Raw genomic sequence first — 19,222 nt, forward strand, 5'->3', positions numbered from 1 at the left:
CAGCTGGACGCACTACGACATCATCGGCGGCGGTCGAGGAAGTTCACCACCAGTCGGTCCAGCGAGCCCCACAGGCGCTCGCGCAGGCGTTTCCACCAAGGGCGCGCGCGCCAGAAAGCCAGGTCGATCTCGCGGCTCTGCGCGAAGTCGGCGACCAGGCAATCGGCAACCGCCGCGGTGAAGGCCGGATCGAACGCTTCTACATTGGCCTCCAGATTGAACCGAAGGTTCCAATGATCGAAATTGCACGAGCCGACGCTGACCCAGTCATCGACCAGTACCATCTTCAGATGAAGGAAACGCGGCTGGTACTCGAAGATCTTCACCCCGGCGCGTAACAGACCGGGGTAGTAACGCTGGCCGGCGTAGCGCACCGGCGCATGGTCGGTGAGCCGCCCGGTGAGCAGCAGACGCACGTCGACGCCGCGCTGGGCCGCCTTGCGCAGCGCGCGGCGGACTTTCCAGGTCGGCAGGAAGTATGGCGTCGCCAGCCACACCCGCTGGTGCGCGCCACGCAACGAACGCACCAGCGCCTGGAGGATGTCGCGGTGCTGCCCGGCGTCGGCATAGGCGACCCGCGCCAGGCCTTCCCCGTAGCTGGGGAGCGGCGGCAGGCGGGTCAGCAGGACTTCCTCGCGGGGCTTCCAGGCGCGCACGCCAAGGCAGGCATTCCACTGCCGCTCGAAAAGACGCTGCCAGTCGCCGACGACATGGCCGGTCATCTCCACCATCACTTCGTGCCAGTCGCTGCGATTATCCCGCGCCGACCAGAACTCGTCGGTGGCGCCGGTGCCGCCGACATAGGCGATGCGCTCGTCCACCAACAACAGCTTGCGGTGGTCGCGGTACAGGTTGCGCAGCCCGGCCTTCCAGTTCAGCGGGTTGTAATAGCGCAGCTCGCCGCCGGCCTCCACGAACTGGCGCGACCAGGCGCTGGACAGCTTCAGGCTGCCGAAGGCGTCGAACAGGCAGCGCACCTTCACACCGCGCGCCAGCGCGGCCAACAACCGGTCCAGCAACGCCTCGGCGCAGCTGCCGCTTTCCACCAGGTAAAGTTCCAGTTCGATCTGCCGCCCGGCGCTGTCGATGGCTTCGAACATGCGCGGGAAGAAGCGCTCGCCATCGCAGAGCAGGGCGAAACGGTTGCCCGTCCGCCAGGGGAAGATCGGGCCGCTCACCGCGAGGCGAAGATCAGCACGGCGCCTACCGGCACCGACAGGCCGATGCTCTTCAGCCCGGCCAGTTTGCGCAGCTGCGTCACCCCCGGCGCGAGGCCGAAGTCAGCGGCGTTGATCACCAACGGCGCGAGGGTCACCACCTGAAAGCGGTGCTCGTCCAGGCGGGTGATGAGCACGTCGGTGCGGTAGTCCTTCGCCTGCCCATTCAGCTCCAGGCGCAGCGGCAGGCGCATTTCCAGCTGCACGCCGCTGGCGAGATCGGTGATCGGGCGCAGGTCGATGCGCGAGGTGATGCGCGCCTCGGGGAATTTCTCGGTGTCGAACAGCTTCTCGCGCAGACGTTCATCGCGCAGCGGGATACCGGTACTCAGCGAGTCCATCTCGATGCGCAGCTCCACCTGCCCCTGTTCCTCCACCTTGCCGTGCATCACCAGGAAGCGGTTCACCTCGGCGATGTCGGCGTTCTTGGTGGTGACGAAGGTCAGCCGCGAGGACTCGTAGTCGAGGTACCAGGCAGCCTGGGCGGAAGCGGCGAAGCAGGCCGCGAAGACGAAGGCGAACAGCGAGCGCATGAAATCCCTTACATGAAATACGGATGGATCAACGGCCAACGATAGCGGCCCGCCGTCCGCTTGCAAACCGCCGAGCGGCGAGCCCATTGGGCAGGCGCCAGCGCCAATGGTTCAGTCGGCGAGCAACGCGGGAATCCCGGCCACCAGCGCATCGATGGCGCAGCGAATCTTCGACGGCATATAGCGGGTCTTGGGCCACACCGCATGGATATCCAGCGGCGGCAACCTGCAGCGTCCCTTCACCACCACCAGTTCGCCACGCTTCACGTGCCGCGCCAGCAGCCAGGTCGGCAGGCGCGCCAGGCCGAAGCCGGCAATGGCGGCGGCGGTAATGGCCTGCAGGTCGTCCATGCTCAGTTGCGGGTCCATCTCGATGCGCCTGGCGTAGCCGTCGTCGTCGCGCATGTCCCAGGGCGAGGTGACACCTGCGACGGAGTAGCTGATGGACGCGTGGCCGACAAGATCGTCGAGGTGGTCCGGCATGCCATGCTCGGCGATGTACGACGGCGCCGCGCCGATACCGGTGTACTGCACGCCCAGCTTGCGGGCGGCAAGTGTGGCGCTGTCGCTCAGCGGGCCGATGCGCACGGCCAGGTCGATGCCCTCCTCCACCAGGTCGACACGGCGGTCGGTGAAGGACAGGTCGATCTTCAGCGACGGATATTGCCGCGCCAGCGCCAGCATCAGCGGCGCCACGCAGAGGTGGCCGAAGGAGATCGGCACGCTGACCCGCAAGCGCCCGCGCGGCTCCAGGCGCCCGCCTTCCAGCGCGGTGTGCGCGGCGTCCAGCTCGGCCAGCGCCCGCACGCAGCTGTCGTAGAACACCTGGCCGTCGTCGGTGAGGTTCTGGCTGCGCGTGGTGCGTTGCAGCAGGCGCACGCCCAGGCGCGCCTCCAGCCGGGCGATGGCCTTGCCCACCGCCGAGCGCGTGAGGTTCAGGCGCTCCGCCGCCACGGCGAAGCTGCCGGCATCGACCACCTGGACGAAGGTGGCGATGCCATCGAGTCGGTCGTCCATAGCGCGCCCCATTTGAATCCTGAGAAGACGCAATGATGGGACGAAATAGCACCAATGGGGAACCCTGTTCTTTTCGACAATGGTGGCTCGCCACACGGAGCCCACTCCCATGACTGCCCACCACAATCCCAGAAACCTCATCGCCCTGGCGGCGGTGTGCCTGTCCTCGATGATGTTCGGCCTGGAAATTTCCAGCGTGCCGGCCAGCCTGCCGGCCCTGGAGCGTGTGTTGCACGGCGACTTCCAGGACCTGCAATGGGTGATGAACGCTTACACCATCGCTGTCACCAGCGTGCTGATGGCCGCCGGCACCCTGGCCGACCGCTTCGGCCGCAAGCGCCTGTTCGTCATCAGCCTGGCGCTGTTCGGTGCCACCTCGCTGCTCTGCGGGCTCGCGAGCGACATGCCGACCATGATCGCCGGGCGCTTCCTGCAGGGCGCCGCCGGCGGGGTGATGCTGATCTGCCAGGTGGCCGTGCTCACCAGCCAGTTCAGCGACCCGGCCGAGCGCGTGCGCGCCTTTGCCGCCTGGGGCGTGGTGTTCGGCATCGGCCTGGGGTTCGGGCCGATCGTCGGCAGCGTCATCGTCGCCCTGGCCAGTTGGCAGTGGGTGTTCCTGGTGCACGGGCCGCTTGCCCTGCTCACGCTGGCGCTGGCGCAGTACGGCGCGGTGGAATCGCGCGATCCGGCCGCTGAACGGCTGGATGTCGGCGGCATGCTCACGCTGTCGCTGGCGGTGCTCGGCACGGTGTATTACATCACCCAGGGCGCGGACATGGGCTTCGCCAGTCCGGCAGCGCTGGCGATCCTGCTGCTCAGCTTCGCCTGCCTGATCGCCTTCGTTCTCATCGAGCGCCGCGTCGCCCACCCGATGTTCGACTTCACGGTGCTGCGCATCCGCGCCTTCTCCGGCGCGATGTTCGCCTCGGCGGGGATGAACGTGAGCTTCTGGCCGCTGATGATCTACCTGCCGGTCTACTACCACGGCGTGCTCGGCTACGACGATGTGAAGGCCGGCTGGTCGCTGCTCGCGTACACCCTGCCGACCCTGGTGGTGCCGCCGATTGCCGAGCGCCTGGCGCATCGCTTCCAGCCCGGCTGGGTGATCCCCGGCGGGATGTTCGTGATCGGCGCCGGCTTCTTTCTGATGCTCTGGGGCAGCGCCGTGGATCACTCCAGTTGGCTGACCCTGCTGCCTGGCTGCGTGGTGGCCGGCATCGGCCTGGGCCTGACCAACACCACGGTGACCAACACCTCCACCGCCGCCGTGAACGCCGCCCGCGCCGGCATGGCCTCGGGCATCGACATGAGCGCGCGGATGATCTCCCTGGCGATCAACATCGCGGTGATGGGGCTGATCCTGCTCTGGGGCGTCGCTGCTGCGTTACAAGGCGTGGACGGCAGCGAGAAACTGCAACTGGCGGCGAGCATCGCCAGCGGGCGATTGGGCACGGACGATCCGGACGGCGCCCGCGCAGCACTGACGCAAGGTTTCGGCTGGGTGCTCGGCTACGGCGGGGTCAGCGCCTGGCTGTTCGCGTTGGGCAGCTTCCTTACCTTCGGCGCACATCGAGCGGCGCGGCCTAGACTGGAGGCTGTTCGATCCTGAATCAGAGGAGCCACGCCATGAAGGCCATCCTGCTGCTCACCTTCGTGCTCATCGGCGCTTCCAGTTGCAGCGTGGGGTCCGGGTTTCGCTTCCAGCACGAGGTGCCGGCGATTGCGGCGTGGGCTTGAGACCGACCGTCTTCGCGATTGGCGCTGTGCCGTGCGGTTCGCGAGCAAGCTCGCTCCTACGAAAAGCCACATATCTCGGCATGGCTCTGGCTCTGGCTCTGGCACTTGAAGAGTTCCAGATAAACCTCAGCGCACTCCGAACGGCCCCGTTCAGGAGGCCTCGTTGAATCGGAGTTTCAGGGGTTGAGCGACATGGATGTCGCGAGAGCGCTGTCGGGCCAGGGATGGCCCGTCAGCGCGGGCCCCTGAAACTTCGCTTCAACGAGGGAATTTTTCGCCTAAGCGAAAAACCGGATGTCCGGGGCAAGACCTTTTGGTTCCTTTTGGGAGGGCGGCTATCCGACGTTTGCCAAAAGGGACTCGCCCGAGGGGGCGAAACAAGAAGTCCGCGCGCACGCCGAAGCGGCGCAGAAATCCCCAAGCCAACGCAGCAATACAGGACCAACATCGGAGTTGAGGAAGGCGCCGGCCCTGCCGGCGGATCGCGGGCATGGCCCGCTCCTACAGGGCCATGGCGTGCGTATCACGGCGCCTGCTTGATCACCTGGCTGAACCCCAGCACCGCGAATACCGGCACCTCAGGGGTGATGGAAGGCACGTTGGCGACTTCCTTGAGCGGCTCGAGCTTCTCTTCCAGGTCGAAGTCGATCAGCTTGAGCACCAGCGGCTCCAGGGTCGTCACTTCGATGCGGGTCTCGCTGGGGCGGCTGACCAGCACCTCGGACTTGAGCCGGCGCTGCTGGCCATGCAGGTCGAGGTTGAAGTCGACGGTTTCCTGGCGCGACTGGCCGACCTGCAGGTCCTCGTAACGGCTCAGGTCGAGCTGGCTGCTGATGATCGCCTCGGGGAAGCGCTCGATCTCGAAGAAGGAATTGCGCATGCGCTCGTCGCGCAGCGCCAGGCCGCTGTCGATGGACTCCAGCGGCACCAGCACGCGCACCGCGCCCTTGTCGTCGATCTGCCCGGAGAGGCGGTCGAAGCGCTGCACCTCCGCCATCTTGCCGCGCTTGACCGAGACGAAGCTGATCCGCGAAGTGTCGCCGTCCAGTTGCCATTCGGCCAGCGCAAAGGGGCTCGTCAGCACGAGCAATATACACATCAGGTAACGCATTGATCCTCCGAAGCGGGCCGCCCCGCTCCGTGGAACGCGCCCGTCAGTGGCTGCCCGATTCGGGCAAGTCATCCGCCTGGGGCATCAGTTGGCATCCCTCGCGCGCACCGAGCCAGGCGGCTGTCTGCGTACTGCCGAGGCCGCGGGCGGTCACCCGCTTGCGCGCTTCGTCGTCGAGGAAGGCGCTGGTCGGCACGTACTGCCTGGTATAGGCCCGGCAATAGTCCGCCGAGTTCCCCATAACGTAGCGGCAGGAGCAGTATTCCTTGGCGGTATAGGCGCCGATGATGCCGGGGAACGCGGCGAGATGGACACGGTTCTGCCAGGCCGTGGTCACCAGGGCGAGTAGCAGCAGGACCAACGCGGTGAGGATCGGATGACGACGGATCATGGCTGCACCTCCCCGTGGGCGAAGGCCACCTGGGCAAGCTTGAGGAAGGTGTCGTGCTGGTAGCTGCCGTCGCGGTCGTCGGCGTAGCGGACGATCACCAGCTTCTGTTCGGGGATCACATACAGCGCCTGGCCCCAGTGGCCGAGGGCGGCGAAGGTGTCCTCGGGCGCATCCGGCCAGGGCGCGGGCGCGCCGGCCACCGGGCGGTTGAGCCACCATTGCCCGCCGGGCACCGCCTCATTGGGTTTCTTCGGATCGGGCTGGTACTCCGGGAACGGTGCGAGGACGAACTTCAGCCAGTCCTGTGGCAGTAGCTGGCGGTCCTTCCAGCGTCCGCCGCGTTCCATCAGCAGACCGATGCGCGCCAGATCGCGGGCGGTCATGTACGCGTAGGAGGAGCCGACGAAGGTGCCGCTGGCGTCACGCTCCCAGACTGCGGATTGGATGCCCAGCGGCTCGAACAGCGCGGTCCAGGGATAGTTCGCGTAGTCCTTGCCGACCATCTGCTTGAGCGTAGCGGAGAGCACGTTGCTGTCGCCGCTGGAGTAGCGGAAGCGCTTGCCCGGCTCGGCGTCGGCGGGGAAGCCGGCGGTGAACTTCGCCATGTCATCGCGGCCACGGGTGTAGAGCATCGCCACCACCGAGGAGCGCACCGGTGCGTACTCGTACTCTTCCTGCCAGGCCAGGCCCGAGGCCCAGTGCAGCAAGTCGCGCATCTTGATATCAGGGTGGTTGGCGAAGGGCGGGTAATGCTGTGCGACCGGGTCGTCGAGCTGGAACTTGCCCTCGCCAAAGGCCACGCCAAGCACGCTGGCCATAACGCTCTTGCTCATCGACCAGGCCAGGTGCGGAGTTTCGGCACGGGTCGGGCCGGCATAGCGCTCGTAGATCAACTGGCCGTCACGGATGACCACCACGGCGTCGGTGCGCACGCCCTTGCGGGTGTCGTCGTCGCGGGTGGGGAAGGCGTAGTTCTCGAATTCCTGCACGGCAACGCCGCTGGGCGTTGCGCCATGGGGCCAGTCGGCCTCGGGCCAGGTTTCGGCGCCGTGGGCGTGGCTGCTCAGCAGGCAGGTGGCCAGCGCCAGCGCGCGCAGCGCTGGGCGGAAGGGGGCGAAGGGCATCGGCGGGCCTCTTGTTATCAGGTCGGCCCGCACCCTAGCACGGTGAAGATGACGGATTAAGCGCCGATCGTGCCGTAATCAAGGACGATTGGCGCAATCGGTCAGCCTGGAACCGGTCAGCGTGGCACCTGGTAGTCGTCCGGTCCCATCAGGTCCATGCCGCATTGCAGGTCGGAGATCCAGTCGAGGAAGGCACCGATCATGGGCTTGCCCACGAAAGGCCGGCCGTGCTGCGGGACGATCATCTCGATGTCCAGGCGACGAACCATGTTGGCCCACAGCCGGCCGACCTTGTTCGAGGCCATGTAGCGGCGGTGGAAGCCTTCCATGTGCGGTACGTGGGCGGCGAAGTCCTGTACCGGGCTGGCGTCGTCCACCAGCGAGGCGCCCATGTCACCGGAGAAGAGGATCTTGCTGACCGGATCAAAGACCTGGAAGTTGCCCACCGAGTGGAGGAAGTGCGCGGGGATCATCTTCAGCTGGCAGCGGCCCAGTTGCACCGACTCGCCACGGTCCGGCAACGGGATCACGCGGTCATAGGTGGAGATGCCGTGGCTGACCGCCAGGTAGCTCGCCGTGAGGTGCGGCAGGAAGCGCGCCCAGAGCTTGGAGCAGATCACCTTGGCGCGGGTGTGCAGCAACCACTTGTCCAGCGCGGCGATGATGTCCGGGTCCTGGTGCGAGGCGAAGATGTAGTCCAGGTCCTGCAGCGGGAACAGCTTGGAGAGTTCCAGGGACAGCGGGGTATAGGTCAGGTCGCCGCCCGGATCGAGCAGCAGGCGCTTGTCGTGGTCGACGATGAGGAACTGGTTGGATTGCACACCATCGCCACTGACCAGATCGTCGAAACACAGGCATTGGTGTTTACCGTCGTCGAACAGCACGATGGGTTCGCGTCGCATGAGGGGATTTCCTAAAACAGTGGGAGGGAAAACAGTGGGTAGCCCTGCGGAAATTTCTTGGTATCTCAGAAATTTCCGTAAGGCTAACGTCCCCTCCCCAGGCCCTCACTGACGTGGGTCAAGGCCTATTGCCACCCTCGCTTTCTCCAGTCGCTTGGCCCGTGCCGCACCGGCGATGGCGAGCACGCCCTTGTCCCGTTTCCACACCGCTGCCAGCTCCGCATCAGCAGACGCAAAAGCGGCATCCAGTGCAGCGGCAAGACCTTCGAACAGGCTGAACACGCCGGCCAACAGCAGGTGGGTTTCCGGCTGCGAGGCAGGCTGCCGGCTGACTTCGGCGCAACCGGCGAGCACGCCGGTCAGGCGCAGCACCAGTTCCGCCGGCCACTGGTGTTCCACGGCCAGGCCATAGAGCCAGGCGCACACCGCCGCCAGCACATGGGTGTCTTCCAGGGTGCGGAAGGGTTTGCTGTAGGCCTCCCAGCCATCGCCGGGCAGGCGTTCGCAATGGGCACCGTCAAGCAGCAGGCGGGCGTGTGGGATGTCGGGCATCAGCGGCAGGGCCGGCAGCGCTTCCAGCTTCGCGCCGGGGGCGCCGGCCTGCACTACGGTCATGGCGATGCGCGGCGGCTCGCCGTCCTCCTCGTCGCGCGCGGCGACCAGCCACCAGGCGGCGCTGTCGGCGGCGGTGGCGAAGTCCTTGCGGCCGTGCAGCACCAGGCCTTCGAGGCGGGTCTGCAGATCGGCGGGGCGCACGCTCTTCTTCTCGGTCACGCACAACGCGCCCAGGCTGCGCGGCGCAGCCGGCCAGAGGGCGCGCAGCGCCGCCTGGTAGCCGGCGAGGAAGGCCAGCCCCGGCGAAGTCGCCAGACGGCCGCCGAGCACCGCCAGTTCGAAGCTGCCGGCACACCCTGCGCGAGAGAGCAGTTCGGCGTACCAGTCGTCCAGCGGCAGTCCGGGTGTCAGCCGGTCCTGCGGGCCGAGCAGGCATTTCCAGGGCATCGCGGCGCTCCTTCCTTCGAGGTCGTTGTTCTTGTCATACAAGCATCACCGCACCGTCATGGGCGTGACACCGGTCATTCCTAGCCTGAGCTTGCACAACATAGCCGACCGGCCGCAACCCGCATGGCCGGTTCACGGAGGCACTCGCATGAGTCAGATCGCCCTCTCCTGTGACACCCCGGCAGAACGCCGTCTCAAGGCCGTGCGTCTGCGCGGCGCCCGCGCCCTGCGCGAAGCCCAGGCCCTGCGCTACCGCGTGTTCAGCAGCGAGTTCGATGCCCAGCTCAAGGGCGCGGACCAGGGCCTGGACATGGATGACTACGACCGCCACTGCGCCCACATCGGCGTGCGCGACCTCAACACCGGCGCGCTGGTGGCCACCACCCGCCTGCTCGACCATCGCGCCGCCCGGCGCCTGGGCCGTTTCTACAGCGAAGAGGAATTCGCCCTCGACGGCCTTGGCGAACTGCAGGGCCCGGTACTGGAAATCGGCCGCACCTGCGTCGACCCGGACTACCGCAACGGCGGCACCATCGCGGTGCTCTGGAGCGAGCTGGCCGAAGTGTTGAACGAAGGCGGCTACCGCTACCTGATGGGTTGCGCCAGCATCCCCATGCGCGACGGCGGCATCCAGGCCCGCGCGGTGATGCAGCGCCTGCGCGACCGCTACCTGTGCCAGGAAAACCTGCGCGCCGAGCCCAAGACGCCGCTGCCGCCGATGGATGTTCCGGAGAACCTCACCGCCGAATTGCCGCCACTGCTCAAGGCCTATATGCGCCTGGGCGCGAAAATCTGTGGCGAACCCTGCTGGGACCCGGACTTCGGCGTCGCCGACGTGTTCATCCTGCTCAAGCGTGACGAGCTCTGCCCGCGCTACGCCCGCCACTTCAAGGCCGCAGTCTGATGCGCAGCCTGCGCGCCTGGCTGCGCGTTGCCCGCCTGCTGTCACTGCTGCTGGTGGGCCTCGCGCTGGCCAGCTTCGTCAGCCTGCTGGAACGTCTGCCCGGCGATCGCATGCCCCTGCGCCAGCGCCTGACGCGCTGGTTCCTGGCGCGACTGTCCGGCGCCCTGCCCTTCGAGCTGAAGGTGCACGGCGAGTTGCCCGCGCAGCCGATGCTGTGGGTCTCCAACCATGTGTCCTGGGTCGATATTCCGCTGCTGGGAGGGCTGCTGCCGCTGACCTTCCTGTCCAAGGCGGAAGTGCGCCAGTGGCCGCTGGCCGGCTGGCTGGCGGAAAAAGCCGGCACGCTGTTCATCCGCCGGGGATCTGGAGATTCGCGGATGATCAATGCACAGCTGGCCACGCACCTGTCGCGCGGCCGCTCGCTGCTGGTCTTCCCCGAAGGCACCACCACCAACGGCCAGGGGCTGCGCACCTTCCACGGGCGCCTGATGGCCAGCGCCATCGAGGCTGGGGTGCCGGTGCAGCCGGTGGCGCTGCGCTACCGCCGCAACGGCCAGGCGTGCGAGTTGGCACCCTTCATCGGTGACGATGATCTGGTCAGCCACCTCAAGCGTCTGTTCGACCATGATCGGGGTGTGGTGGAAATCCACCTGCTGCCAGCGCTGTCCAGCGCGCACCAGGACCGCAACCTGCTGGCCAGACAGGCGCATGCCGCGATCCAGGCAGTGGTGTGTGAAGTTCAGGAAGAGTCGGCCATCGCGGCCTGAGATTTGCCAGCAAAGCGGCAGGGAAAGCGAAGAAGGTTTGGAGCCCGCCGTAACCTACGGCCGACGGGTTCCCACTCTGACGAAACGGCTTTCAAACTGCGCCGGGCGGCACCCTCGAGCCGCCCGACGCAGCCTGAAAACAGTCTCCAGGCGCCGAAGGCTCAAGCCTCCGGCGGCACGACCAGGATGTCACAATCCAGTTCGCGCAGAGCGTAGTCGGCAACACTGCCGATCAGGGCACGCTTGATCCCGCCCATACCCCGAGTCCCCATGACCAGCAGATCGGGCCGATGATTGTCGACCATCCGCTGCAACACGTTGCCCGGCAGCCCGACGGCCACCAGTTGTTCATCGATGCGTTCCTCCAGGTGACGTTCGTGGAGGAACTTCTTCAGCTCATCCACTGCCTGGCGCGATTCGCTGCCGACGAATTCGTCGATGCGCTCCTCGCTCACTCCGGAGTACTGCATCATGCCCTTGGCCAGCGGGCTGAAAGCGTAGACACCCCGGCGCACGGCGCCTTCGAGCAGGCCCAGTTCATCGGCCACTTCCACCGCGTGGGCGGAGGCCGGCGAGGTATCGAGGGCTATCAGCAGGTCGCGGTACTCGCCGCCGGCCGGCTGGTTGACCACCAGCACCGGCAGTTGCCCGGCACGCAGTACCCGCTCCACCGTGGTGCCGACGAAGATGTCGCGCAGCACGCTCTTGCGGTGCGCGCCCATCACCAGCAACTCGCAGTCCTGCTTCTTCGCCGCGGCGAGGATCTGTTGATTCGGATCGCCGCGCTCCACCAGCAGTTTCGGGCAGCTGCCGCCCAGTTCGGTGAGCTCCACCAGCCGCGCTTCGAGCATCAGGCGCACCTGGGTGACTTCCTGCTCGACCAGCGCCGAAGGCTGGTCTTCGTCGACCACGTAGAGCACGGTCCAGGGGCAGGCGTAGCGCTTGGCCAGCGCTGCCGCACGGTGCAAAGCCTTTTCGGAACGGCCGGACAGATCCGTTGCGACCATTAACGACTTCATCATGCTGCTCCTCTCGTCGTCCTTCAGATGTGTCTATTGCACACGCTATGGGCCGCCGGGCGGTTGACGCATATCAAGTCAGCCCGGACCGTCCATCGATTTCGGCGGGTTTCTGACGAATTCCTGAAGTTCGGGATAAAACTCACGGAAATCGCCGCTCAAGGGCTCGTAAAGACGATCCAGCTCCTCCCAGGCGCCCTCCAGCAGGGACGGCCGCGACAGGCGTCGGGACATGCCGGAGACAACATCCTGCAACACCTCGAACTGCCGATAACTGCCGAGCCAGTCCTGCGCGGCCATGCGCGGTGCAATGCGCGCCAGACGCTCGGGCAGGCCGGGCGTGCGGCCCAGTACACCGTAGACCCGCTGGGTGAAGTGCTCCAGCGGCTCACCGGAGAATCGCCCCCAGTCGCGGGCCAGGCAGTGGTCGAAGAACACGTCCAGCAGCACGCCGGCCATGCGCCGGCGCTCGCTGGGGAAGCGCGACTTGGCACTGTGTATCAAGGCATGACTGTCGGTGAAAGCGTCGATGCGCCGGTGCAGGCGGATACCCGCTTCGATTTCGGCGGGCCACTGGCCGGCCAGCGGCCCCTTGACGAAGTCGCCATAGAGGCTGCCGAGCAGTTGGGCGGGCCGGTCGCCGCCCAGGTGAAGGTGCGCGAGGTAGTTCATGGGCAGAGAGTAGCGCGGGTGGTCAACGGCTACTATCACGGGTGTCGATCATTACTATCGCCCCAAACGAATTCATATCGTTTTTGACCGATATATAGTTCGTCTCAACGCGATATACCGATGTGCCCCATGACTGAACAACCCACTCTCGATCCTGGCATCGACCTCGACGAAATCTTCAAGGCCCTGGCCCATCCGGTGCGGCGCGACATGCTGCACTGGCTCAAGGACCCGGAGCGCTACTTCGTCGAGCAGGAGCACCAATCCTTCGAGATCGGCGTCTGCGCCGGCAAGTTCGACCAGCGCACCGGTCTATCGCAATCCACCGTTTCCGCGCATCTGGCCACCCTCCAGCGCGCGGGTCTGGTGACCAGTCGAAAAGTCGGCCAGTGGAACTTCTTCAAACGCAATGAAGAGACCATCCAGGCCTTTGTTCGCCACCTGAGCGAAGCGCTTTAACCGGCTACTGCCAGCCAAGACAATCCCATTCTCCAGGAGCAGGCGCATGCCCACTTCGCTTCTCGTCCTCGCTTTGTCCGCGTTTGCCATCGGCACCACGGAATTCGTGATCATGGGCCTGCTGCCCGAGGTCGCGGGCGATCTCTCCGTGACCATTCCCGCCGCCGGCTGGCTGGTCAGCGGCTATGCCTTCAGCGTCGCCATCGGCGCGCCGATCATGGCCCTGCTCACCGCCCGCCTGCCGCGCAAGACCGCGCTGCTGATGCTCATGGGCATCTTCATCCTCGGCAACCTGCTCTGCGCCGTGGCCGCCAACTACGGCCTGCTGATGCTGGCGCGGATCATCACCGCGCTGTGCCACGGCGCCTTCTTCGGCATCGGCTCGGTGGTCGCCGCCAGCCTGGTGCCGGCCAACCGCAAGGCTTCCGCCGTAGCGCTGATGTTCACCGGCCTGACCCTGGCCAATGTGCTCGGCGTACCGGCCGGCACCGCGCTGGGCCAGATCGCCGGCTGGCGCTCGCCGTTCTGGGCGGTCACCTTGATCGGCGTGTTCGCGCTGATCGGCCTGTGGAGCGTGCTGCCGAAGAGGCACGATGAAGAAGCGGTAGACATGCGCAAGGAAGTCGCCGCGCTGCGCAACGGCCCGCTGTGGCTGGCGCTGGGCACCACGGTGCTGTTCTCCGCCGCCGTCTTCGCGCTGTTCACCTATGTCGCACCGCTGTTGGGCGAAGTCACCCAGGTCTCGCCGCGCGGCATCACCTGGAGCCTGGTGCTGATCGGCCTCGGCCTGACCCTGGGCAACATCCTCGGCGGCCGCCTCGCCGACTGGCGCCTGGGCACGACCCTGGCCGGCGTGTTTGCCACCATGGCGCTGGTTTCCACCGTCCTGAGCTGGACCAGCGCTTCGCTGATTCCGGCCGAGATCACCCTCTTTATCTGGGCCGCTGCCGCCTTCGCCGCGGTGCCCGCCCTGCAGGTCAACGTGGTCCGTGTCGGCGGTGCCGCACCCAACCTCGTCGCCACCCTGAACATCGGCGCCTTCAACGTCGGCAACGCCATCGGCGCCTGGGTCGGCGGCAGCGTCATCGACCACGGCCTGGGCCTGACCCGCGTGCCACTGGCCGGCGCCGTGCTCTCCGTACTCGCGCTGATCGCGGTGATGATCGCCTTCAGCGGCAAGCCCAACCAGACGCAACCCGTCCTCGATTGATCCTCCACCCTCACGCCCCGGAGTAACGCAATGACCACGCTTTTCGATCCCATCGTCATCGGTGACCTGGAACTGCCCAACCGTATCGTCATGGCCCCGCTGACCCGCTGCCGCGCCGACGAAGGCCGAGTGCCGAACGCGCTGATGGCCGAGTACTACACCCAGCGCGCCGACGCCGGCCTGATCCTCAGCGAGGCCACCTCGGTGACCCCGATGGGCGTGGGCTACCCGGACACCCCCGGCATCTGGTCCGAAGACCAGGTCCGCGGCTGGACCAACGTCACCAAGGCCGTTCACGCCAACGGCGGCCGCATCATGCTGCAGCTGTGGCACGTGGGCCGCATCTCCGACCCGCTCTACCTGAACGGTGAAACCCCGGTAGCGCCGAGTGCCATCAAGCCGGCCGGTCACGTCAGCCTGGTGCGTCCGATCAAGGAGTTCGTCACCCCGCGCGCCCTGGAAACCGAAGAGATCGCCGACATCGTCGAGGCCTACCGCCAGGGCGCCGAGAACGCCAAGGCCGCCGGTTTCGACGGCGTGGAAATCCACGGTGCCAACGGCTACCTGCTCGACCAGTTCCTGCAGAGCAGCACCAACCAGCGCACCGACCAGTACGGCGGCTCCATCGAGAACCGCGCCCGCCTGCTGCTGGAAGTCACGGACGCCGCCATCGAGGTGTGGGGCGCCGGCCGCGTTGGCGTGCACCTGGCGCCGCGCATGGACTCCCACGACATGGGCGACGCCGACCCGCTGGCCACCTTCGGCTACGTAGCCCGCGAGCTGGGCAAGCGCGGCGTGGCATTCATCTGCACCCGCGAGAAGGCCGGCGACGACAGCATCGGCCCGAAACTGAAGGAAATCTTCGGTGGCGTGTACATCGCCAACGAGCGCTTCACCCAGGAAACCGCCACCGAGTGGCTGGAAAGCGGCAAGGCCGACGCAGTGGCCTTCGGCATCCCGTTCATCGCCAACCCGGACCTGGTGACCCGCCTGCAGAAAGGCGCCGCCTGGAACGAGCCGCACCCGGAGACCTTCTACGCCAAGGGCCCGGTCGGCTATCTGGATTACCCGCGCCTGTAAGGGCTGGTTACAACGCCAATGAAAAGGGCGCCTTCATTTGAAGGCGCCCTTTCATTTTCCGCACACGGCAACAACCCTGCGTAGGAGCGGACTCCGTCCGTGATCGATTACCGCCAACTCCGAGTTGGCCTGTAGCACATCGCGGACAGAGTCCGCTCCTACAATGGTCAACCCGGAGCGGCGGTTCGCGAGCAAGCTCGCTCCTACGAAGAGCTGACCCAGTGCAAAGGAGTGGCTCTATCATGACGGGAAAGGCGATACCCCGTCGTCGCGCACCGCGTCGCCTCCGCACAGCCCTTGCAGCTCCCGCAGGCCGCGGGCTCCGCGGCGACCTTTTCCACCACGCCCATCGCCAGCAGCCGCTCCAGCAATGCTTCGAGCAGGGCCTTCGAAGCGCCGAGGCGTTGGGCCAGGGTCGGTACATCCGCCTCGCCCATCTCCCCCAGCAGGTTACGCACTGCGATTGCCGTGGCCATCAGTGGCAGCTCCCCGCCGGGGCCGAACGCAGGTCACGCTCGCCGTCCAACTCCAGACCGCGCCGGCCGACCCAGCGCAGGATCAGGAACAGCACCAGGTTGAACGCCAGCACCAGACCGATGGCCACCGTGCTGTACTGCGGATGCTCGGCGAAGCTGAAGACCTGGTAGCAGAGGGTCGCCAGCGAGTAGGCCACGTTGAGGCCCCAGAACACGGCAAAGGTCATCCAGCCGCGACCGCTCTCGCGGGTCAGTGCGCCCAGGGTTGCCACGCAGGGCACGTAGAGCAACACGAACACCAGATAGCTGTAGGCAGCCAAGGGACTACCAAACTTGGCTGCGAAGGTGCCCATGGAGCCCTCCTCCATCTCGCCGTCGGCCATGCTCGCGGCGACCGGGTTGGCCAGCACGCTGAGGCTGAAAGAGTCGCGAAGGCCATTTAGCGTATCCACCCCGGCCTGTTTCAGCTGGCCCCAGAGGTCATAGCCGTCGGCATCGAAGGCTTCGCCCTGGATGTGCTCGGCGGTGTAAAGGGTATTCAGGGTGCCGACCACCACTTCCTTGGCCAGCGCGCCGGTGACCAGGCCGACCGTGGCCTGCCAGTTGTCCTCGTGCACGCCCATGGGTTTGAGCAGCGGCGTGACCTTGTGGCTGAGACTGGACAGCGCCGAGTCGGCGATGTCGCCCTGCACCGGACGACCATCGAGGGTGACGCTGTTCAGGCCGCCAATCACCAGGCTGACCAGGATGATCACGGTCCCGGCGCGGACGATGAAGGCGCGCAGGCGCGTCCAGGTCTGCAGCAGCAGGCTGCGCAGGTGCGGCACGTGGTACAGCGGCAGCTCCATGACGAAGGGCGAGGCCTCGCCGCGCATCAGCGTGTGCTTGAGCAGCAGGCCGGTCAGCACCGCCACGACTATGCCCAGCAGGTACAGCGAGAAGATCGCCAGCGCGCCGTTCTGGCCGAAGAAGGCGGCGGCGAACACGGCGAAGATCGCCAGCCGCGCACCGCAGGACATGAACGGCGCCATCATCGAGGTCATCAGGCGCTCGCGTGGGTTGTCCAGGGTGCGGGTGCCCATGATCGACGGCACGTTGCAGCCGAAGCCGACGATCAGCGGCACGAAGGATTTGCCCGGCAGGCCGAGCGCCTGCATCAGGCGGTCCATGACGAAGGCCGCTCGGGCCATGTAGCCGGAGTCTTCGAGCAGCGCGAGGAACAGGTACATCAGGCCGATCTGCGGGATCAGCGGCAGCACCGCATTGATGCCGCCGCCCAGGCCCTGGGCCAGCAGCGCGGTCAGCCAGTCCGGCGCGCCAGTACGGGCGCCCAGCCACTGGATGCCGTCGATGAAGAGCGCCGCGGAGCCCTGGTCGAAGATCGGCTGCAACGCCCCGCCCAGGGTGATGGCGAAGAAGAACATCAGGTACATCACGAAGAGGAACACCGGGATGCCCAGCCAGCGGTTCAGCGCGACGTGATCGAGCATCTGGGTCAGGCGGTGCGGCGCGGCTTCGCGGTGGTTGCTGGCGCGCTCGCAGAGTTCGCCGATCAGCCGGTAGCGCGCATCCACCAGCAGCAGTTCCGGGTCTTCGCCGCAGGTGCAGCGGATCGCGTCACGCGCGGCCAGCAGGCTCGCCGGGTCGAGCTTGAGCTGGCGGGCGCTGTGCAGGTCGCCTTCCAACGCCAATAAAGCCATCCACGCCTGGGTTGGCGGCGCATCCGTTGGCAGCAGCTGAGTCACGGCGTTGCGCAGTGCTGCGGGATACGGCACTTGCAAGGGCGGCTGGGCACTCACGGCATCGATGGCGTCCTTCAGCGCGTCGATGCCTTCGCCCCGAGTCGACACCAGCGGCACCACCGGGCAACCCAGCTCTCGCGCCAGCGCCTCGCGATCGATGTTCAGGCCCTGGGTGCGGGCGATGTCGAGCATGTTCAGCGCCACCACGCAGGGCAGGCCCATTTCGCGCAGCTGCACGGTGAGGTAGAGGTTGCGTTCGAGATTGGTGGCGTCCACCACATTGACCAGCACATCCACCTCGCCATCGACGATGCAGCGTCGGGCGATCTGCTCGTCCAGCGAGGCCTGGCTCGACAGCGTGGTCAACGAGTAGGTGCCGGGCAGGTCCACCAGGCGCACGTTGTGCCGCGCGGTGCGGAAGCTGCCTTCCTTGCGCTCCACGGTGACGCCAGCCCAGTTGCCCACCCGCTGGCGCGAGCCGGTGAGCTGGTTGAACAGGGTGGTCTTGCCCGCATTGGGGTTGCCAATCAGGCCGATGCGCAGTTCGTCCATGAGGGATCAGTCCTGCGCTTCGAGCTGGAGGAAAGCCAGGTCGCGGCGGCGCAGCACCAGGCTGCACTGGCGGGTATCCACTTGCACCGGATCGCCCAGCGGCGCCACGCGGCGCACCATCAATTCGGCGCCAGGTAACAGCCCCATGGAAAACAGCCGCTGGCGGAAGGCGGCACCGATCCCGGGCCGGTAGGCCGCGATGCGGTACCGGCGTTGCGCTTGAAGATCGTGCATGGGGTAGCCTCCGGACGAATGAGCGAACAAAGAGAGAATCGGAATGACTCTCATTTGTTTGCGATTATTCGCCTCGAAGCCGGTCCTGAAACTGATTCAAGACAAGAATTGCCATCACTACCCCAAAAGAGGGATGGCCAACAAAAAGCCCCCGGACCTTTCAGTGCGAGGGCTTTTCAGGTGTGGCGGGTCAGCGGGCGCTGAGTTGCTGCTGGAGGTTCTGTACCTGCTGCTGCAGGGTATTGATGTTGCGCATCACCTGGATGCGAAACACGTCGAACTCCTTGGTATCGTTGCTGGCCTGGCCCTGGCGGCCGTCGACCTCGGCCCGCAGCAGCATCAGGTCATCCTGCATGCTCTTGATCGCCTGGCTCTGGTTGCCCTGCTTCTTCAGGTTGGCGATCTCGGTGTTCAGCGCCTGGATCTGCTGGTTGGCGGCGGCCAGATCAGCCTGCACGTTCTTGAACTTGGCCTGCTCGTCGGTGATGGACTTGAGCTTGACGTCGAGCTGCGACATCAGCAGCGCGGCGCTTTCCTGCTGGGCCTTGAGGTCGGCGCTGACCTGCGCAAGGCGCTTGCCCTGGGCGCCGTCGAACTCCGACAGCGAGGCCTGCTGCAGCTTGGCCTGCTCGGCGAGACGCGCCTGCAGCTGCTTGACCTGAAGCTTGAGCGCCTCACGGTCGGACATGACGTTGGATTCATTGGCGACGAACTTGCCGCGGATGTCATCCAGGCGACCGGCGGCTTCCTCGCTGATCTTGGCGAAGCTTTCCTGGGTGGCGATCAGTTGCTGTTCCATCAGCATCAATTGCTGGTGGCTCCACCAGCCGACACCCGCCAGCGCGATGGCCATGGCCGCGACCAGCGCCCACAGCGCACCGGTCCCGCCGCCACGCTTCACCGGCTGGCGCACGGGGCGCCCGCTGGGTTCGACCACGCGGCGCGGGTGATGTCCGAACTCGTCGCGGTCGGCGGCGTCGGTGGACAGGTGGGGCACATCATCGAATTCGTCGAACGTGTCGTTACGCATGGAATGAACCTGTGGGGATAAAGCGGCGTGTTGCCTGCGCAAG

Annotated in this window: 20 protein-coding genes; 6 read left to right on the forward strand and 14 right to left on the reverse strand. The window is 66.3% G+C overall.

What is annotated here, in order from left to right; all coding sequences use genetic code 11:
• Window positions 1-20 precede the first annotated feature (20 nt).
• The 3 genes from MJ122_RS05380 to MJ122_RS05390 all read right to left on the reverse strand — a co-directional run bounded on the left by MJ122_RS05380 (window position 21) and on the right by MJ122_RS05390 (window position 2,767).
• Window positions 21-1,178 (reverse strand): phosphatidylserine/phosphatidylglycerophosphate/cardiolipin synthase family protein, encoded by a 1,158-nt coding sequence (locus tag MJ122_RS05380; RefSeq protein ID WP_088419209.1) that lies wholly within the window; start codon window positions 1,176-1,178, stop codon window positions 21-23.
• Window positions 1,175-1,750, reverse strand: coding sequence for a YceI family protein (locus MJ122_RS05385; RefSeq protein WP_017519684.1), 576 nt, complete (start codon window positions 1,748-1,750; stop codon window positions 1,175-1,177). Before MJ122_RS05385 ends, MJ122_RS05380 begins: the two co-directional genes overlap by 4 nt.
• A 111-nt stretch (window positions 1,751-1,861) precedes the next feature.
• A complete protein-coding gene (locus tag MJ122_RS05390; protein ID WP_239742708.1) occupies window positions 1,862-2,767 on the reverse strand; it encodes a LysR family transcriptional regulator in 906 nt (301 codons plus the stop codon).
• A gap of 109 nt (window positions 2,768-2,876) precedes the next feature.
• On the opposite strand from MJ122_RS05390, the gene MJ122_RS05395 reads away from it, so the two are divergent.
• Window positions 2,877-4,376 (forward strand): MFS transporter, encoded by a 1,500-nt coding sequence (locus MJ122_RS05395; protein ID WP_239742710.1) that lies wholly within the window; start codon window positions 2,877-2,879, stop codon window positions 4,374-4,376.
• A gap of 651 nt (window positions 4,377-5,027) precedes the next feature.
• Here MJ122_RS05395 and MJ122_RS05400 read toward each other — a convergent pair.
• The 5 genes from MJ122_RS05400 to MJ122_RS05420 all read right to left on the reverse strand — a co-directional run bounded on the left by MJ122_RS05400 (window position 5,028) and on the right by MJ122_RS05420 (window position 9,034).
• Window positions 5,028-5,615, reverse strand: coding sequence for a YceI family protein (locus tag MJ122_RS05400; RefSeq protein WP_088419201.1), 588 nt, complete (start codon window positions 5,613-5,615; stop codon window positions 5,028-5,030).
• Between the two features lie 43 nt (window positions 5,616-5,658).
• Complete coding sequence (locus MJ122_RS05405; protein ID WP_017519679.1) at window positions 5,659-6,006, reverse strand: hypothetical protein; 348 nt, start codon at window positions 6,004-6,006, stop codon at window positions 5,659-5,661.
• Window positions 6,003-7,130, reverse strand: coding sequence for a serine hydrolase (locus MJ122_RS05410; RefSeq protein ID WP_239742712.1), 1,128 nt, complete (start codon window positions 7,128-7,130; stop codon window positions 6,003-6,005). The genes MJ122_RS05405 and MJ122_RS05410 overlap by 4 nt, the downstream gene beginning before the upstream one ends.
• A gap of 116 nt (window positions 7,131-7,246) precedes the next feature.
• Window positions 7,247-8,032 (reverse strand): MBL fold metallo-hydrolase, encoded by a 786-nt coding sequence (locus MJ122_RS05415; protein WP_239742714.1) that lies wholly within the window; start codon window positions 8,030-8,032, stop codon window positions 7,247-7,249.
• A 105-nt stretch (window positions 8,033-8,137) separates the two neighbouring features.
• A complete protein-coding gene (locus MJ122_RS05420; RefSeq protein ID WP_239742715.1) occupies window positions 8,138-9,034 on the reverse strand; it encodes an acyl-CoA/acyl-ACP dehydrogenase in 897 nt (298 codons plus the stop codon).
• 148 nt (window positions 9,035-9,182) lie between these two features.
• On the opposite strand from MJ122_RS05420, the gene olsB reads away from it, so the two are divergent.
• Both olsB and MJ122_RS05430 read left to right on the forward strand, forming a co-directional pair.
• Window positions 9,183-9,938 carry an L-ornithine N(alpha)-acyltransferase gene (olsB, locus tag MJ122_RS05425; RefSeq protein ID WP_088419191.1) on the forward strand — a complete coding sequence of 252 codons (756 nt, stop codon included), beginning with the start codon at window positions 9,183-9,185 and terminating at the stop codon, window positions 9,936-9,938.
• The gene (locus MJ122_RS05430) at window positions 9,938-10,705 is read left to right on the forward strand and encodes a lysophospholipid acyltransferase family protein (RefSeq protein WP_239742717.1); all 768 of its coding nucleotides are present in this window, start codon (window positions 9,938-9,940) and stop codon (window positions 10,703-10,705) included. Before olsB ends, MJ122_RS05430 begins: the two co-directional genes overlap by 1 nt.
• Before the next feature lie 161 nt (window positions 10,706-10,866).
• Here MJ122_RS05430 and MJ122_RS05435 read toward each other — a convergent pair whose 3' ends face one another.
• Window positions 10,867-11,727 carry a universal stress protein gene (locus tag MJ122_RS05435; protein ID WP_239742719.1) on the reverse strand — a complete coding sequence of 287 codons (861 nt, stop codon included), beginning with the start codon at window positions 11,725-11,727 and terminating at the stop codon, window positions 10,867-10,869.
• 75 nt (window positions 11,728-11,802) lie between these two features.
• Window positions 11,803-12,396, reverse strand: coding sequence for an ACP phosphodiesterase (locus tag MJ122_RS05440; RefSeq protein WP_239742839.1), 594 nt, complete (start codon window positions 12,394-12,396; stop codon window positions 11,803-11,805).
• A 129-nt stretch (window positions 12,397-12,525) separates the two neighbouring features.
• Between MJ122_RS05440 and MJ122_RS05445 the strand changes: the two genes are divergently transcribed.
• Genes MJ122_RS05445 through MJ122_RS05455 form a run of 3 tightly spaced genes read left to right on the forward strand, consistent with a single transcriptional unit; the run spans window position 12,526 to window position 15,145 of the window.
• A complete protein-coding gene (locus MJ122_RS05445) occupies window positions 12,526-12,855 on the forward strand; it encodes a helix-turn-helix transcriptional regulator (RefSeq protein WP_017519671.1) in 330 nt (109 codons plus the stop codon).
• Window positions 12,856-12,901: 46 nt separating this feature from the next.
• Window positions 12,902-14,065: an MFS transporter gene (locus MJ122_RS05450; protein ID WP_239742720.1), complete on the forward strand. Its 1,164-nt coding sequence runs from the start codon at window positions 12,902-12,904 to the stop codon at window positions 14,063-14,065.
• A 30-nt stretch (window positions 14,066-14,095) separates the two neighbouring features.
• Complete coding sequence (locus MJ122_RS05455) at window positions 14,096-15,145, forward strand: alkene reductase (RefSeq protein ID WP_088419179.1); 1,050 nt, start codon at window positions 14,096-14,098, stop codon at window positions 15,143-15,145.
• 203 nt (window positions 15,146-15,348) lie between these two features.
• Here MJ122_RS05455 and MJ122_RS05460 read toward each other — a convergent pair whose 3' ends face one another.
• From MJ122_RS05460 to MJ122_RS05475, 4 genes are all read right to left on the reverse strand, one after another.
• Entirely contained in the window at window positions 15,349-15,621 is a 273-nt protein-coding gene (locus MJ122_RS05460) for a FeoC-like transcriptional regulator (protein WP_239742722.1), read from the reverse strand.
• The gene (gene feoB, locus MJ122_RS05465; RefSeq protein WP_239742724.1) at window positions 15,621-17,915 is read right to left on the reverse strand and encodes a Fe(2+) transporter permease subunit FeoB; all 2,295 of its coding nucleotides are present in this window, start codon (window positions 17,913-17,915) and stop codon (window positions 15,621-15,623) included. Before feoB ends, MJ122_RS05460 begins: the two co-directional genes overlap by 1 nt.
• 6 nt (window positions 17,916-17,921) lie before the next feature.
• Window positions 17,922-18,149, reverse strand: coding sequence for a ferrous iron transporter A (feoA, locus tag MJ122_RS05470; RefSeq protein WP_088419173.1), 228 nt, complete (start codon window positions 18,147-18,149; stop codon window positions 17,922-17,924).
• Window positions 18,150-18,339: 190 nt separating this feature from the next.
• Window positions 18,340-19,179: an ATPase gene (locus tag MJ122_RS05475; protein WP_088419171.1), complete on the reverse strand. Its 840-nt coding sequence runs from the start codon at window positions 19,177-19,179 to the stop codon at window positions 18,340-18,342.
• Between the last annotated feature and the right edge of the window lie 43 nt (window positions 19,180-19,222).

The sequence above is a fragment of the Pseudomonas sp. DP-17 genome, assembly GCF_022380625.1.
Classification (GTDB): Bacteria; Pseudomonadota; Gammaproteobacteria; order Pseudomonadales; family Pseudomonadaceae; genus Pseudomonas; species Pseudomonas nitroreducens_A.